Annotated in this window: 9 protein-coding genes; 2 read left to right on the forward strand and 7 right to left on the reverse strand. The window is 70.4% G+C overall.

What is annotated here, in order from left to right; all coding sequences use genetic code 11:
- Positions 1-5: 5 nt before the first annotated feature.
- The 7 genes from O7620_RS11345 to O7620_RS11375 form a co-directional block, all read right to left on the reverse strand.
- Positions 6-983: a hypothetical protein gene (locus O7620_RS11345; RefSeq protein ID WP_278123009.1), complete on the reverse strand. Its 978-nt coding sequence runs from the start codon at positions 981-983 to the stop codon at positions 6-8.
- Between the two features lie 32 nt (positions 984-1,015).
- Positions 1,016-2,545: a plastocyanin/azurin family copper-binding protein gene (locus O7620_RS11350; RefSeq protein WP_278123010.1), complete on the reverse strand. Its 1,530-nt coding sequence runs from the start codon at positions 2,543-2,545 to the stop codon at positions 1,016-1,018.
- Positions 2,546-2,553: 8 nt separating this feature from the next.
- Positions 2,554-6,486: a ThuA domain-containing protein gene (locus tag O7620_RS11355; RefSeq protein WP_278123011.1), complete on the reverse strand. Its 3,933-nt coding sequence runs from the start codon at positions 6,484-6,486 to the stop codon at positions 2,554-2,556.
- Positions 6,487-6,504: 18 nt separating this feature from the next.
- Positions 6,505-7,509: a multicopper oxidase domain-containing protein gene (locus tag O7620_RS11360; protein WP_278123012.1), complete on the reverse strand. Its 1,005-nt coding sequence runs from the start codon at positions 7,507-7,509 to the stop codon at positions 6,505-6,507.
- 323 nt (positions 7,510-7,832) lie between these two features.
- A complete protein-coding gene (locus O7620_RS11365) occupies positions 7,833-8,672 on the reverse strand; it encodes an amino acid ABC transporter ATP-binding protein (protein WP_278123013.1) in 840 nt (279 codons plus the stop codon).
- A 5-nt stretch (positions 8,673-8,677) separates the two neighbouring features.
- A complete protein-coding gene (locus O7620_RS11370; RefSeq protein ID WP_151487836.1) occupies positions 8,678-9,472 on the reverse strand; it encodes an amino acid ABC transporter permease in 795 nt (264 codons plus the stop codon).
- Positions 9,473-9,548: 76 nt separating this feature from the next.
- Complete coding sequence (locus O7620_RS11375) at positions 9,549-10,367, reverse strand: basic amino acid ABC transporter substrate-binding protein (protein WP_278123014.1); 819 nt, start codon at positions 10,365-10,367, stop codon at positions 9,549-9,551.
- A gap of 243 nt (positions 10,368-10,610) precedes the next feature.
- On the opposite strand from O7620_RS11375, the gene O7620_RS11380 reads away from it, so the two are divergent.
- Positions 10,611-10,961: an MmcQ/YjbR family DNA-binding protein gene (locus tag O7620_RS11380; RefSeq protein ID WP_192580103.1), complete on the forward strand. Its 351-nt coding sequence runs from the start codon at positions 10,611-10,613 to the stop codon at positions 10,959-10,961.
- 197 nt (positions 10,962-11,158) lie between these two features.
- Positions 11,159-16,615, forward strand: a complete 5,457-nt coding sequence (locus O7620_RS11385) for a carboxyl transferase domain-containing protein (RefSeq protein ID WP_278123015.1) — start codon at positions 11,159-11,161, stop codon at positions 16,613-16,615.
- Position 16,616 lies beyond the last annotated feature (1 nt).

The raw sequence follows: 16,616 nt of genomic DNA on the forward strand, positions 1-16,616 counted from the left end.
ATCGGCTAGAGCCGGGCAGCACCCGCCTCGGTGGCCTCCTGCACGGCCGAGGTCCGGCGAACCTCCGCCCGCTCGTCGCCGGCGCTCTCCCGATCCGGGTCGGCGACCCGGGCGGCCCGGTTGGTGGTCGCGGCCGCCTGGTCACCGGTCACGCCGCCGCGGATCCGGTTGTTCGCGGCCACCTGGGCGGCCGGGTTGTTGCCCGTCACGGTCAACCCACCATTGATGATGTTGTCGTCGACGGTGACACCGCCGGTGGTGTTGGTGACGCTGACGTCGGCACCCCAGTAGCCACCGGAGGCGCAACTGTCGAGGGTGCCGTTCGGGCCGAGTTGGACGCCGCCCAGGTTGCCGGCAAACGTGGCCCGACCGCGGACCGCGCTGCCGCACAGGACACTGCCGGTGGCGCTGTTGAGCACCGACAGGGTTCCGTCGACGAACGAGTCGTGCACGTCGGTGTAGTAGGTGCCGGTGCTGCTGACGTTGCGGTCCACCTGGGTGCCCCGGTCGAGTCGGACCTCGCCGGCGCCGACGGTGACGTTGCCGGTGATCGTCGCCGCCTCGGCGAACAGGAAGCTGTCGATGGTCGCGGTGCCCTTCGGCCGTACGGTCACGGCACCGGTGCGGGCGTCTTTGAGGAAGACGCCGTACCCTCCGGCGGCCAGCACCACCTGGCCGTCGACGGTCGTCTCGGTGGCGTCGAGGTAGCCGTCGGCCGCGACGCGGACCTCGCCGCTGACCCGCCCGCCGGTGACCACGAGGTTGGCGCCGGCGGCGACGGTGACGTTGCCGGTGATCGTGGTGCCGGTCAGCGCGCAGGACTCGCCGGCCGGCACGTACAGGTCGTTGGGCACGGTCACCGCACCGCCGGTGCCGATGCAGTGGGTGACCAGGTCGGCGTGGGCGGTGGGCGCCACGGCCAGCACCGAGGCCGCGATGACGGCGGTCACGGTGGCCAGCTTGGCGACGGTACGTCCGGGCATCGTGGTACTCCCTGTCGGTGAGATTCGAGGACTCATGCGCCGACGTCCGATCGGGCCGCGGCGCGGACGATGGCGCCCTGCTGGCGCTTGTTGAGCGTTCCGCCGGTCACCAGCGCGGTGGTGACCGCCTCGACGTGCCGGACGAAGTCGGCGTGGCCGGGGTAGTCGGCGTGTTCGTCGATCAGATCGTTGATGGTGCAGCCGTCGCCGGTATCCACGTTGGCCACACCGCTGTCGTTGCCGTCGATGACCACTGTGGCCCGGGTGTCCGAGTCGGGGCAGCGGTCGGTGCCGTCGGCCACCACTGTGAACGTCGCCGACTGCTCGGCGGAGGAGTTCCCCGCCGTGTCGGTCGCCCGGTACCGCACCGTGTGCGCTCCGGGTGCGCGGACGGCGACCGGAGCGGTGTACGCCGTCCAGCCTCCGGCGTCGAGCGCGTACTCGATCTTCGCCACGCCGGACTCGGCGTCGGTGGCCGTGACGGTGACTGTCGCGCCGCCGACGTACCCGCCGTCGTCGTCCCGGTCACCGGCCACCGTGGCGGCGACCGTGGGTGGAGTGGTGTCCTCGGCCTGCGGCTCGACGACTGTGAAGTGGGCCATCTGCTCGGCCGATGTGTTGCCGGCGGCGTCGGTCGCCCGGTAGTGCAGCATGTGCATCCCGGGCGCGTTCACCACGACCGGATTGGTGTACGCGGTGAAGGCCGCCCCGTCCAGCGCGTACTCGATGGTGGCAACACCGGATCCGCTGTCGGTGGCGGTCACCGTGGCGGTGGCCGTACCGATGTAGTTGCCGTCGTCGTCGCGGTCGCCGGCCAGTGCGGCAGTGACCACCGGCGCGGTGGTGTCCTCCTCCCCCGGCTCGACGATCCGGAACGACACCGAGCCGACGGCGCTGGCGTTGCCGGCCTGGTCGGTGGCGCGGAACTGCACCGCGTGGTCGCCGATCGCGGTCACCCGCACCGGCTCGGTGTACGGCAGGAAGCTGGTGTCGTCGACCTGGTACTCGACCGTTTCCACACCCGAGTCGGCGTCGGTCGCCGTCACGGTCACCGTGGCCGCGCCGAGGTAGTTGCCGTCCTGGTCCTGGTCGCCGGAGACCGTTCCGGTCACCGTCGGCGCGGTGGTGTCGCCGCCTCCACCGCCGTCGGTGACCACCAGCTCACCGACCATGGAGCTGTGGCCGGGGATCGAGCAGAAGTACCGGTACCGGCCCGGGGTCAGCGTGACTGTCGCCTGGTGGCGGCCGTCGTTGGCGTCGAACGGGCTGGCCAGGATGTTGACCGTGACGTCGTGGTTGTAGCCCTCGGTGCTGGTGTCGAAGGTCAGCGTGTGCGGCATCCCGGTGGTGTTGCCGGTGGCCGCGCTGTTCTCCCAGATGATCGTTGTCGCTCCGGCCACCGCCGTGGTGGGCGCGGACTTGTAGCGGGTGATGTCGTCGGCGGCGGTCCAGGTCAGCACCTGGTCGGCGGCGACGCGTGGGGCGGCGGTGGCGGGCGTCGCGGCCAACGGGGTCACCGTGAGCAGCAGCGCCGCCAGCGCGGCCGTGAGTCGTCGGGTCATCGTCTCTCCTAGAGTTCCCGTACGCGGACGTTGCGGAACTCGGCCAGGTCGTTGTCACCGTGGTTCTGCAGACCGATGAAGCCGCGCAGGAACTGCCGCAGGTCGGTCGGCGGGTCGCCGGCACGCGAGGACTGCTTGCCCGGCGTGTTGTCGAACTCGTTGATCACCACGCCGTTGCGGATCATCGTGTAGTGCTGCCCGACGACGCGGATCTCGTAGTCGTTCCACTCGTTCTTCGGCGTCACGCCGGCCTGGGCGAGTGGCACCGGGTCGAAGTTGTAGACCGAGCCGGTCTTCTGCGGTTCACCGGTGTCACCGTCGTAGATCTGGATCTCGTGTCCGCAGTAGATAGCCATCCAGGCGGTCGAGGTCCGCGCCGAACCGATGGTGCCGCAACTGCCCGGTGGTCGCTGTTCCAGGGGGGTTCGCAGGTCCGGGAACCGGATGAAGACCCCGGTGTTGGCCCGGCCGGTGCCCGGCGCGATGTCCTTGAACTGCAACTTCAGCGAGAAGTCGCCCAGTTCCTTGGTGTGCCAGAGCATCCCCAGACCACCGCTGGGCCGCAGCGACCCGTCCGGCTGGATCGAGAATGATCCCGTCGGCGCCTGCTGCCAGCCGCGCAGTGACTCGGCGGTGCCGTCGTAGAGCGGTTCGTACCCGGTGTGCCCGTCCCGGCCGATCTCGGACGCGGCGGCCAGGCGGGTCAGGGTGCCGGCCTCGCGGGTGCTGAGCAGGCCGTCGTCCTGCAACGCGCGGGCCACCGCGGTGACGTGCCGGACGAAACCGTTGTGGTCGGCCCAGGTGCTCTCGTCGTCGATCAGGTCGTTTGCCGTGCAGCCCTGCCCGACCGTGCGACTGGGCACTCCGGTGTCGGTGTCGCCGAGCCACACCGTCGATCGTTCGTCGGGCACCGCGCAGCCCACCGTCACCGCGGTCTGCACCGTGGCCGTCTCGCCGTCGGCGTACGTGACGGTGAGCTTCGCGGTGTAGGTTCCGACCCGGGCGTACGTGTGCCGGGGGTTCGCCTCGGTGGAGGTGGCGCCGTCGCCGAACTCCCACCGGTAGCTGACGCCGCCGGATCGGGAGCCGGTAAAGGCGATGGTCAACGGCTTGTTCTGGACGGCCACCGAGGTCGCGGCCGGTGCCGGCGTGGGCGCGCCGCCGGTGTACGTGATCCGGATCAGCTTCTGGTTGGGGTGCAGGCTGAAGAACCCGCCGCCGTAGTCCAGCAGGTAGAGCGCGCCGTCCGGGCCGAACTTGGCGTCCATCCAGCTCTGCAGCCGGTTGTCGCCGTTGCCGCTGGGGATGATGGCCCGCAGCGACTCGGCGTACACCGGTGGGGCGGCCTGCGGCACGCCGGCCTCGTCGACGGTGACCGCGACCCGGTTGGCGGGGTTCGACTGGTCGCCGATGAGCCACTTGCCGTCCCAGTGCTCCGGCCACGCCACGCCGCTGTCGGTGTCGACGAGGTCCCGGTGGTAGGTGGGGCCGGACATGATGGCCTGCCCGCCGCCGCGCAGGTACGGCTGGGTGTAGGTGGCGTCCGCGGCGACGTACGTCGGGAGGCCGCTGCCGTCGGTCCGCTTCGGGAACACCGGCCCGCCGCCGCCCGGCGAGTACCAGATCATGTTGTCCCGGGCCGCCGGGATGTCCTCCAGACCGGTGTTCCGCGGTGAGGTGTTCCGGAGGTTGTCGCAGTCGTACCAGCCGGTCAGCACCTTCGCGTCGGTGTTGCTGCGGTCGCGGTACGGCTGCCGGTTGCCCATGCAGTACGGCCAGCCCTGGTTGCCGGCGGACGTGATGATGGTGGCGGTCTCGTACTTGGCCGGACCCAGGGTGGGGCTGGGCGTCGACGCGTCCGGGCCGACCCAGCCGGCGGTGAGCCACTGGTGCACCGGGTCGATCTGCAGGCGGGCGATGTTGCGCACGCCCATCACGTAGATCTCCGGTCGGGTCTTCTCGGTGCCCGGTGGGAACAGGTTGCCCTCCGGGATGGTGTACGTCCCGTCCGCCTCCGGGTGGATCCGGATGATCTTGCCGGCCAGGTCGTTGGTGTTGCCCGAGGTACGCCGGGCGTCCTGGAACGAGATCCCCTGGTACTCCTCGGTCCAGTTGTTGCCGGAGTAGCCCTCCGATCCCTCGGAGGAGTTGTTGTCGCCGGAGCCGACGTAGAGGTTGCCCTTGGCGTCGAACGCCATGCCGCCGCCGGCGTGGCAGCAACTGTGGATCTGCACCGGGAACTGCAGCAGATCCTTGCGGGTGGCCTGGTCGATGGTCTGCGTCGTGCGGTCGTAGGTGAACCGGGAGATGGTGCGCTGCCCGACCCGCTTCACCCGGTCGATCGACTCGTGCGGCATCCAGTAGACGTAGAGCCAGCCGTTGTCGGCGAACGCGGGGTCGGGCACGATGCCGAGCAGGCCCTCCTCGTTCTTGACCAACTCGGAGCCGCTGCCCCGGTTGCCCATCACCTTGAGGATGGTGAGGAGCTTGACCTGCTTGCTGCGCGGATCCCAGGAGTGGATGGTGCCGCAGCCGAGGCCGACGTTCGGGTTGTTCCAGTCCGCGACCGGGCCGCTCGGGCAGGCCGCCTTGCCGACGTAGAACACCGTGCCGTCCGGGGCGATGGTGAGCCCGTGCGGCTCGCCGATCTGGTCCAGCTGCCCGGTTTGGTTGGCCGCGGTGAGCCGCTCCACCTTGTAGTTCGCGGCGATCGTCGCCTGGCAGTCGCCGCGTACCCGGCCGGTGGTCCAGTTGAGGGCGCCGGCCAGGTGGGTGCGGAACGCCTCCTCGCCGTAGCTGCCCTCGGTGTGACCCATGCCGGTGTAGAACGACCGGCCGCCGTCGTAGTCCCGGCACCAGGACACCGGGTGGAACGGGCCGTTCGCGGCCGGTCCCGGGTCGTAGTGCCGCTCCTGCACCTGCGCCAGGGTGTGCACGGTGCCGATCGGGTTCGGGTCCCAGTTCTCCCAGCGGTCCGACCGGGTGACGGTCAGGGGCAGCGACGCCGTGGCCGGGTGTTCGCGGTCCAGGATGTCGACGACCGCGCGGTTCACGGCGGGCGCCGGCGGTGCGGTGGTGCTGCCCGTGAACAGGCGCAGGTCGGCGAGCTGGGTCAGCGGCTCACCGCTGTTCGCGGTGATGGTGAGCCGGTAACGGGTGAACTCCTGTGGCGTGGCGATGTCGAACCGGCGGGTCTGGAACCGGTCCGGGAAGGTCTGCCCGGTGCGTCGGTCCAGATCGGACCAGTTCTGTCCGTCGGTGGAGCCCTGCAGGGTCCAGTCCTTCGGGTCACGCCCGGCGGAGTCGTTGGCCGACGTCAGCGCGTACCCGGTGATCCGCTTGGCGGCGGCCAGCTCGTACGCCACCCAGGCCGTCGGGGTGCGGACCAGCCACTTCGTGTTGGCGTCGCCGTCGGTCAGCTTCTCCTTGGTCTCGTTAGGCCCGTTCTCGCCGCTGGCGGTCACCCGGGCCACCGGTTCGGCGACCGGGATGGCACCCGCCGGGCGGGTGCCGATCAGGCCGGTGAACCAGGTGGAGTCGACCTGGGCGCGGGCCGCGTCGGCGATGCCGACGAACCCTCCGCCTGCCTTCATGTAGCTCTGCAGCGCCGACTCCTGGTCGCGGTTGAGCGCGGCGCCCGTCGCGGAGAGAAACACCACGCTGCGGTACGCGGACAGCCCGGCCGCGGTGAACACACCCGGGTCCGTGGTGGCCGTGACATCGATGTCATTACTGACAGCAAGCTGTCGGATGGTGTCCACGGCGCGCGAAACCGGGTCCTGCTGCTCGGCCACCGGCCCGTGGAACACCAGGACCGCGGTCGGCGTCTGCGGCGTCGACTGTGGTGTTACGGGTCGTGGCGCGGCTGCCGCCGTCGTCGCCGGGATCAGTGTCGCGATGGCCGCTACCGCGGCGAGGGCTCGTCGTACGTGTCTGGTCATCCCCGTCCCCACTTTCGGTCAGCTTCCGTGCGTGTGGGTGTGGCCCTGGAACCGGTGGATCGCCTCCTCGGCACCGGGCGGCATGCTGCCGTCGGCGTTGCGCACCAGGAAGATCCCGGCCATCCCGCCGTCGGAGTGGAACTGCACGTGGCAGTGGTACATCCACGCCCCGGGGCCGACGCCCTCCCCGGCCAGCACCTGGAAGCCGAACGAGCTGCCCGGGTTCAGGTCCTTGTTGTCGATCACCAGGCTCGGATCGCTCGGGCCCTCCAGCATCCCGGTGCGGTTGTCCGCCCAGCGGTGCGCGTGCAGGTGGAAGGTGTGGAAGGTGCCTCCGTGCCCGATGGCGATCCACTCCACGCGGTCGCCGAGGTTCGCCTCGAACATCGGGGTGTCCGGCGCCATCCGGTTGTTGATCATCATGTCGTTGAACACGACCGTGAACTGCTTCGCGGGCAGCATGTCGCCGCGTCGCCGGACGATCAGCGCCCCGTACAGGCCCTTCGCGACACCGGCGGTGCCGTGGTCGGTGCCCATCGCGTGATCGTGGTAGTGCCAGTAGCCGGCGCTGCCCGGCATGTACCGCCGGCCCGCCGCGGCCACCATCTCGTGCGAGCGCCAGACGTACGTCCGGGTCTCGCCGGGGTTGTTGAACGAGGCGTTGAACGGACTGCCGTCGGACTCGGTGCTGTAGTCCACCCCGTGCGGATGGATGGACAGTCGCTGGTTGGTGGTGTTGACCAGGGTGATCTCCAGCGTGTCACCCTCGTACATCTCCAGGATCGGCCCGGGCACGGTGGCCTGACCGGGTGCGAGGCCGTACCCGAACAACCCGTCGGGCAACTGCTCCGCGTAGATGGTGACCTTCTTCGTGACGCCGGCGGCGGCCCGGGCTGGGCTGCCTCCGAACGCGGTGCCGAGCGTAGGGGCGGACGCGCCCAGCGCTCCGGCGGCGAGCGCCCCGGTGGCGATCAGTGATCGGCGGGACAGGTGGCGGTGGGAGCCAACGGCATGATCGTCCATGGGTCTCCGTTCCCGACCGGGCGAAGACGCGACGAAGGGCAGGGTGCATCGACCGCCGAGCACGGGGCGGAAGCACGACTGAGGGTGAGGCTCGTCGCGGGCTTTGCTCGGAAGACTCAGAACTTTCGGTGGATGACAGCAACTTATGTAATCCATCGACGAAAGTACAGGTCTGATTGCAAAAAGATTACCTTGACATCACGACGTGTTTCGATCGATCATCGACCTGCCCCCACGGGGATCAGCAGGTCGTCGCCGTCGTCACCGCACGCGGCGTCCGACCGCCGACGCAGGCCGGCGGACGGACGTACGAGACGTGGCGGTCAGATGGTGTGGCGGTCGTCGGCCGGCAGGCCGGGGGCCTCGGGCGGCTCGGGCGACTGGTCGGGCAGACCGAGCTGCGCGACATGCGTCGGGTCGAGGACCCGGGAGAGGAACGCACGGGTTCGTTCGTGCTTCGGTGCGCCGAGCACCTCCTGCGGCGGCCCCTGCTCGACCACCACCCCACCGTCCATGAACACGACCCGGTCGGCGACGTCGCGGGCGAACGCCATCTCGTGGGTCACCACCATCATCGTCATGCCGTCCTCGGCCAGCTTGCGCATGACGGTGAGCACGTCGCCGACCAGTTCCGGGTCGAGCGCGGAGGTCGGCTCGTCGAAGAGCATCAGCTTCGGCTCCATCGACAGCGACCGGGCGATCGCCGCCCGCTGCTGCTGCCCGCCGGAGAGCTGCGCGGGGAACGCGTCGGCCTTGTCGGTCAGCCCGACGCGTTCCAGATTGGCCCGCGCGATCCGCTCGGCCTCGGCACGGCCACGCCGCAGCACCCGGCGCTGCGCGATGGTGAGGTTGTTCAGCACGGTCAGGTGCGGGAACAGGTTGAACGACTGGAAGACCATGCCGATGCCACGGCGTACGGCGTCGACCTCGACGTCCGGGTCGGTCATCTCGACGCCGTTCACCCAGATCCGGCCGGCGGTCGGCTCCTCCAGGAGGTCGACGCAGCGCAGCAGGGTGGACTTGCCGGAGCCGGACGGTCCGATGACGCAGACCACCTCGCCCTGGCCGACCTCGAAGTCGATGCCCTTGAGCACCTCGAGCGGCCCGAAGGACTTGTGCAGGTCGCGGATCTCGACGGCGGGGCGGGATGGCGTGGTCGTCATGCGGGTCACCGGGCCTTGGCGTAGCGGAGTTCGAGGCGTCGTACCACCTGGGACAGCGGCAGGGTGATCACCAGGTAGGCGAGGCCGGCCACCAGCAGCGGGGTGGCGTTCACCCGGTCGTTGAGCATGTCCCGACCGAACTTGGTGATCTCGATGGTCTGCGCGGTCACGCCCAGCACGTAGGCCAGCGACGAGTCCTTGGTGAGCAGGATCAGTTCGTTGGTCAGCGGCGGGATCACGATCCGGAACGCCTGCGGGATGACGATCGTGCGCATGGCGGTGAAGTGCGACATGCCGAGGGTGCGCGCCGCCTCCATCTGCCCCTTGGGGACGGCCTGGATGCCGGCCCGGATGGTCTCCGCCATGTACGCGGCGGCGGTCAACCCGAGGCCGATCGCGATCGAACCGAACACACCGCCCGGGATCTCGCGCTCCGGGAAGGCGATCGGGATGCCGTAGCCGACGAGGAACAGCACCAGCAGAGCGGGCAGACCCCGGAACAGCTCGATGTACGCCGTCGCCACCCAGCGGTACGGCGCCACCCGGGACAGCCGCATCAGCGCGAGGACGGTACCGAACACGAGACCGAAGGCGAACGCGCCCAGCGTGTAGAGGACGGTGTTGCGCAGCGCGACGGTGATGATCGTCGGGAACATCGACCTGATGATGTCGACGCGGAAGAACGCGTCGCTCAGCCGGCCCCAGTCCGCGGCGAAGAGCACCACGGCGATGACGGCGATGAAGACCAGGTACTGGATGCCGAGGGAGAGTCGTTCCCGCTGGCGGCGTCGCAGCTTCACGTTCGCTCGTTGCCTTCCCGGAGGTTGCTGACGGGAAGGGCGCGCGAGACGCGCGCCCTTCCCCACGGAGCCTGGATCAGGCGTTCGGCCGCTTGCCGATCCACTTCTCGTAGATCGTGTTGTACGTGCCGTCCTGCTTGGCCTTGGCCAGCGCCTCGTTGATCTTCTTGAGCAGCTCCGGGTTGCCGTCCTTCTTCACCGAGAAGCCGTACTGCTCGCCGGTGTCGAACTCGGCGGCGACCTCGAACCCGCCCGGGTTGTTCTTGAGGTACTCGGTCCAGACGGGCAGGTCGTTGATGGCGGCCTCGACCTGGCCGTTGGCGACGGCCTGCTGCAGGGCGGCGAGGTCCTCGAACTCGACGATCTGCAGGCCCTTCTCCTTCTCGAACTTCTTGGCGTAGTCACGGCCGGTGGTGGCCGCCTGGACGCCGAGCTTCTTGCCCCGAAGGTCGTCGAGCGCCTTGTACGGCTTGCCGGTCTTTACCAGCATCGCCTGGGTCGCGTCGAAGTACGGGTCGGAGAAGTTCATCACCTTCTGGCGTTCCGCGGTGATCGTCATGCCGGCGGCGGCGGCGTCGCACTTGCCGGTGTTGAGGTCCTGGCCGGACTTGATCCCCTCGAACGGGGTGTCGATGATCGTCTGCTCGACGCCCAGGTCCTTGGCGACCAGGTCCATCACGTCGACGTCGAAGCCGGTCACCTTGCCGCTGGCGTCCTTGGACTGGAACGGCGGGTACGGCAGGTGGGTGCAGACGGTCAGCTTGCCCGCCTGGACCAGCTTGACGCCGTTCGCCTGGACCTCACTGTCATCCTTCTTGGCGCATCCCGCGGTGACCGCCAGGGCGGCGATCGTCGCGACGAGTCCGGCCTGGCGGACTGCGCTTGAGAACCTCACGGCTGTGTCCCTCCGGTGCGGCTCCCCTTGTCGCGGGCAGCCAGGTTGGTGCGAAGACTGTGTGACAGGCGACGGTACCTGATTCGGCGGGCCGCACCCAGATCACGCCAGGTCGGTGGGACCGGCACAACAGTCGCAGAGCAGGTGAATCCGACACCCGGCCAGCAACCGGGCGGCTTCTCCGGTCTGGACGCGGTGGATAACCTGTTCGCATGGGAGAGCCGGTGTCCGGGAGTGATCCCGATGGCTGACGCCGACGACGTCCGACATCTGGCCCGGTCGCTGCCCGACGTCGTCGAGATCGACAGCGAGGGCTTCGACTTCCGGGTCACCAACAAGGGTTTCGTGTGGTCCTACCCCGAGCGCCGGCCCGGGGAGCGCCGCCGCATCCGGACCGACGTCGCGGTGCTCTACGTGGGCGACGAGGCGGAGAAGCAGGCGCTCCTGCTCGGCGAGCCCGAATTGTTCTTCACCACCCCCGGGTACGACGGGCTGCCCCTGGTGATGCTGTGGCTGGATCGGGTGGACGTGGAGCGTCTGACGGAGCTGGTCACCGACGCGTGGCGGATGCGAACCTCCGCTCACTCCGAGTAGCAATCTCGGCACGAGACGTGCCACCCTCGTCTTATGTCGGACGGGGACCAAAACATTTGTGGGATTCCTACAACTGAGGGCCGGTTGGTTCGGTGATTGCGCCATGGCGCCGCCCGCCGACAGCCGGAAAAGTGATCACTGCCGGGAGTCGTCCACTCGCGGCGCGCAGGTCATGGTCTACCAAAGGGGTCAGTCGGGTGTTCAACCGTATCGCCATCGTCAACCGAGGTGAGGCCGCCATGCGGCTCATCCACGCGGTCCGCGAGCTGGCTGCGGAGACCGGCGTTCCGCTCGAAACCGTCGCCCTCTACACCGACGTCGACCGCACCGCCACCTTCGTACGCGAGGCGGACATCGCCTACGACCTCGGGCCGGCGTCCGCCCGCCCGTACCTCAATCTCGCGACGCTGGAGCGCGCCCTGGTCGAGACCGGGGCCGACGCCGCGTGGGTCGGCTGGGGTTTCGTCGCCGAGGACCCGGCGTTCGCCGAGCTGTGCGAGAAGATCGGCGTCACCTTCGTCGGCCCGAGCCCGGAGGCCATGCGCCAGCTCGGTGACAAGATCGGCTCGAAGCTGATCGCCGAGAAGGTCGGCGTGCCGGTCGCCCCGTGGAGCCGCGGCGCCGTCGAGACCCTGGACGCCGCGCGCGCCGCGGCGGCCGAGATCGGCTACCCGCTCATGCTGAAGGCCACCGCGGGCGGTGGCGGACGCGGCATCCGCGTCATCACCAGCGAGGCCGACCTCGCCGACGCGTACGAGCGCACCAGCCAGGAGGCGGCACGGGCCTTCGGCAGCGGCATCGTCTTCCTGGAGCGCCTGGTCACCGGTGCGCGGCACGTCGAGGTCCAGGTGATCGCCGACGGGCAGGGCACCGCGTGGGCACTCGGTGTCCGGGACTGCTCAGTGCAGCGCCGCAACCAGAAGGTCATCGAGGAGTCGGCGTCGCCGGTGCTGGACCGGGCGCAGGCGGCCGAGCTGAAGGCGTCGGCCGAGCGGCTCGCCGTGGCGGTCGGCTACCGGGGCGCGGCCACCGTCGAGTTCCTGTACCACCCGGGCGACCGGCTCTTCGCGTTCCTCGAGGTCAACACCCGCCTCCAGGTCGAGCACCCGATCACCGAGCTGACCACCGGGTTCGACCTGGTCAAGGCCCAGCTGCACGTCGCCTCCGGCGGGCGGCTCGACGGCGCTCCCCCGGCGGAGCGCGGGCACGCCATCGAGGCCCGGCTGAACGCCGAGGACCCCGACCGCGACTTCGCGCCGTCCCCCGGCCGCATCGCGCGGCTCGACCTGCCCAGCGGCCCCGGCATCCGGGTGGACACCGGCGTCAGCGAGGGCGACACCATCCCGGCCGACTTCGACTCCATGATCGCGAAGATCATCGCGAACGGCCGCGACCGCGACGAGGCGCTGGGCAGGCTGCGCCGGGCCATGGCGAACACCACCGTGATCATCGAGGGTGGCGCGACGAACAAGAGCTTCGTGCTCGACCTGCTCGACCAGCCCGAGGTGATCGACGCCAGCGCGGACACCGGCTGGATCGACCGCGTCCGTGGCGAGGGCCGACTCGTCGCCCATCGGCACAGCGCGGTCGCCCTCGCCGCCGCCGCCATCGAGGCGTACGAGGAGGAGGAGCGCGTCGAGCGCCAGCGGCTGCTGTCGACGGCGTCCGGTGGGCGCCCGCAGGTGCAGCACGCCAGCGGTCGACCGCTGGACCTCAAGCTGCGCGGCGCCGACTACCGCACCCGCGTGGCACGGGTCGGCGCGCACCGGTTCCGCGTCGGCATCGAATCCGCTGGACTGGTCCGCACCGCCGACGTCGAACTGGACCGCTTCGACCGGCACACCGGCCAGATCGTCGTCAACGGCATCCGGTACCGCCTGCTCACCGGCACGTACGGGCCGACGCACCTGGTCGAGGTGGACGGTGTCACGCACCGGGTCAGCCGCGACGAGGGCGGCGTTCTGCGCTCTCCCATGCCCGCGCTGGTCGTCGCCACGCCACTGGAGATCGGTGACGAGGTCGAGGCGGGCGCACCGGTGCTGGTGCTGGAGGCCATGAAGATGGAGACGGTGCTGCGGGCGCCGTTCAAGGCGCGGCTCAAGGAGTGCGCCGTCTCGGTGGGCAGCCAGGTGGAGGCGGGCGCGCCGTTGCTGCGCCTGGAACCCCTCGCCGACGACGCCGCCGAGGCCGTGGCCGACACCGCCACCGCCGTCGAACTGGACCTGCCGACCTCCGCCGCGCAGCTGCCGGCGTACCAGCGCAGCCGGCGCGGTCAGGAGGACCTGCGCGGCCTGCTGCTCGGCTTCGACGTCGACCCGCACGACGAGCGCCGGGTGCTCGACGACTACCTCACCGCGCGGCGGGCGGCCGCCGAGGACGGCCATCGTCCGCTGGCCGCCGAACTCGACCTCGTCAACGTGTTCGCCGACCTCGCCGAGTTGAGCCGTAACCGGCCGACCGGCGAGGACGGCGGCGCGCACGTGCACAGCGCCCGCGAGTTCTTCCACACCTACCTGCAGAGCCTCGACGTCGAGCGGGCCGGCCTGCCGGACGCGTTCCAGGCCAAGCTCGCCAAGGCCCTCGGCCACTACGGCGTCACCGACCTCGAACGCTCCCCCGACCTCGAAGCCGCCGTGTTCCGGATCTTCCTGGCCCAGCAGCGCGCGTCCGCCGACGCGGCCGTCGTCGCGACGCTGCTGCGGGCCTGGCTGCGGGAGACCCCGCCGGACGAGTCGCTGCGCGAGCCCGCCGGCCTCGCACTGGAACGGCTGATCGCCGCGACGCAGGTGCGCTTCCCCGCCGTCGCCGACCTCGCCCGCGGTGTGGTGTTCGCCTGGTTCGCCCAGCCGCTGCTGCGCCGCAACCGCGCCCGCGTCTACGCCGAGGTCCGTGGGCACCTGCGACACCTGGACGCGCACCCTGCCTCGCCCGACCGCGCCGAGCGCGTCGCCGAGATGGTCCGCAGCACCGAGCCGCTGGTCCGGCTGCTCGGCCAGCGCCTCGTCCGTGACCACCTCGACAACACGGTCATGCTGGAGGTGCTCACCCGGCGGTACTACGGCAACAAGGCACTCACCAGCGTGCGCACCCACACGGTCGCGGACTGCTCGTTCGTGGTCGCCGAACGCGCCGACTCCAGTGTGGTCTCCACCGCGGTGAGCTTCGACGCGTTGGACGGCGCCCTGCGCGGGCTCGCCGACCTGGCCGCCGGCGAGGACTCCGTCGACGCCGACATCTACCTCGGCTGGGAGAACCAGCCGGAGGACTTCGACGCGATGGCCGCCGCGCTGCTCGACGTCATCACCGCGCACCCGCTGCCGCCGCAGGTCCGCCGGCTCACCGCCACCGTCGCGGGTCGCGGCGGTGCGGTGATGCACCACCACTTCACGTTCCGCCCATCCGGCGCCACGATGACCGAGGACCGGCTGATCCGCGGCCTGCACCCGTACATCGCGCAGCGGATGCAGCTGGAGCGGCTGCACAAGTTCGACCTGACCCGGCTGCCGTCGTCGGACGAGGAGGTCTACCTCTTCCAGTGCGTGGCCCGGGAGAACCCGGCCGACGAGCGCCTCGTCGCGTTCGCCCAGGTCCGCGACCTGACCGAACTGCGCGAGCAGGACGGCCGGCTGGTGGCGCTGCCGACCACCGAGGACGCCATCGCGGCCTGCCTCGACTCGATCCGCCGCGCCCAGTCCCGCCGACCGTCGAAGACCCGGTTCAACACCAACCGGATCGTGGTCTACGTCTGGCCGCCGAGCGAGCTCACCCGCGAGGAGATGGAGATGATCGCCGGGCGCGTGCGCCCGACGACCGTGGGCGCCGGGCTGGAGGAGATCCTGTTCATCGCCCGCCAGCGCGACCGCCGCACCGGCGAGCTGACCAAGATCGCCGTACGGATCTCCTTCGACGCCGCCGGTGGCGCGGAACTGGCCGTCGGTGAACCGCCGGTGGAACCGGTCGAGCCCCTCGACGAGTACCGGCTGAAGGTCCTGCGGGCGAGCAGCCGCAACACGGTCTACCCGTACGAGCTGACCGGTCGGCTCGGCGACTTCGTCGAGCACGACCTCGACGACGAGCACGTGTTGGTGCCGGTGGACCGGCCCAAGGGACGCAACCGCGCCGCGATCGTCGCCGGCGTGGTCACCGCGCCGACCGCACGGCACCCGCAGGGCGTCACCCGGGTGGTGCTGCTCGGCGACCCGACGAAGTCGCTGGGCGCGCTGTCGGAGCCGGAGTGCCGGCGGGTGATCGCCGCACTGGACCTGGCCGAGCAGCTGCGGGTGCCGCTGGAATGGTGGGCGCTGTCGGCCGGTGCCCGGATCTCCATGACCTCCGGCACGGAGAACATGGACTGGGTGGCCGCGGCCCTCAAGCGGATCGTCGAGTTCACCCAGGCCGGCGGTGAGATCAACATCGTGGTCGCGGGCATCAACGTCGGCGCCCAGCCGTACTGGAACGCCGAGGCGACGATGCTCATGCACACCAAGGGCGTCCTGGTGATGACACCGGACTCGGCGATGGTGCTCACCGGCAAGCAGTCGCTCGACTTCTCCGGTGGCGTGTCCGCCGAGGACAACTTCGGCATCGGCGGCTACGACCGGGTGATGGGGCCGAACGGCCAGGCGCAGTACTGGGCGCCGAACCTGACCGCCGCGCGGGACGTGCTGATGGCGCACTACGACCACACGTACGTCGCGCCGGGCGAGGACGCGCCACGGCGGGCCACGACCACCGACCCGCTGGACCGCGACATCTCCACCTTCCCGCACGACGTGGCGGGCAGCGCCTTCGCCACCGTCGGCGAGATCTTCTCCGCCGAGGCCAACCCGGACCGCAAGAAGCCGTTCGACATCCGTACGGTGATGCGGGCCCTCTCCGACCAGGACCACCCGGTGCTGGAACGCTGGGCGGGCATGGCCGACGCGGACACGGCGGTCGTGCAGGACATCCACCTCGGCGGCATTCCGGTCTGCCTGCTCGGCATCGAGTCCCGCTCGGTGCCCCGGCACGGCTTCCCGCCCACCGACGGCCCGGACACCTACACGGCGGGCACGCTGTTCCCCCGCTCGTCGAAGAAGGCCGCGCGGGCGATCAACGCGGCCAGCGGCAACCGGCCCCTGGTCGTGCTGGCGAACCTGTCCGGCTTCGACGGTTCGCCGGAGTCGATGCGCAAGCTCCAGTTGGAGTACGGCGCCGAGATCGGCCGGGCGATCGTGAACTTCCGCGGACCCATCGTCTTCTGCGTGATCTCGCGCTACCACGGTGGAGCGTTCGTGGTGTTCTCCAAGGCGCTGAACCCGAACATGACGGTCCTCGCCCTGGAGGGCTCGTTCGCGTCGGTGCTCGGTGGCGCCCCCGCCGCCGCGGTGGTGTTCTCCGCCGACGTCAACGCCCGTACGGCGGCCGACCCCCGGGTGCGCGACCTGGAGGGCCGCGTGGCCGCCGCGTCCGGCACCGAACGCGCCGCGTTGACCGCGGAACTCGACGAGCTGCGGTCGTCGGTGCGTGCGGAGAAGCTCGGCGAGGTGGCCACCGAGTTCGACCGGGTGCACAACATCCAGCGTGCCGTCGAGGTCGGCTCGGTGGACGCGGTGATCCGCGCCGCCGAGATGCGCCCGCGCATCATCGACGCCATCGAGGCCCGACTGGGTTAGC

Source organism: Micromonospora sp. WMMD710 (genome assembly GCF_029626045.1).
Classification (GTDB): Bacteria; Actinomycetota; Actinomycetes; order Mycobacteriales; family Micromonosporaceae; genus Micromonospora.

Bases quoted from the DNA above. Each gene is read 5' to 3' on its own strand.
- O7620_RS11345 (WP_278123009.1), bottom strand. From the start codon at position 983: ATGCCCGGACGTACCGTCGCCAAGCTGGCCACCGTGACCGCCGTCATC.
- O7620_RS11350 (WP_278123010.1), bottom strand. From the start codon at position 2,545: ATGACCCGACGACTCACGGCCGCGCTGGCGGCGCTGCTGCTCACGGTG.
- O7620_RS11355 (WP_278123011.1), bottom strand. From the start codon at position 6,486: ATGACCAGACACGTACGACGAGCCCTCGCCGCGGTAGCGGCCATCGCG.
- O7620_RS11360 (WP_278123012.1), bottom strand. From the start codon at position 7,509: ATGGACGATCATGCCGTTGGCTCCCACCGCCACCTGTCCCGCCGATCA.
- O7620_RS11365 (WP_278123013.1), bottom strand. From the start codon at position 8,672: ATGACGACCACGCCATCCCGCCCCGCCGTCGAGATCCGCGACCTGCAC.
- O7620_RS11380 (WP_192580103.1), top strand. From the start codon at position 10,611: ATGGCTGACGCCGACGACGTCCGACATCTGGCCCGGTCGCTGCCCGAC.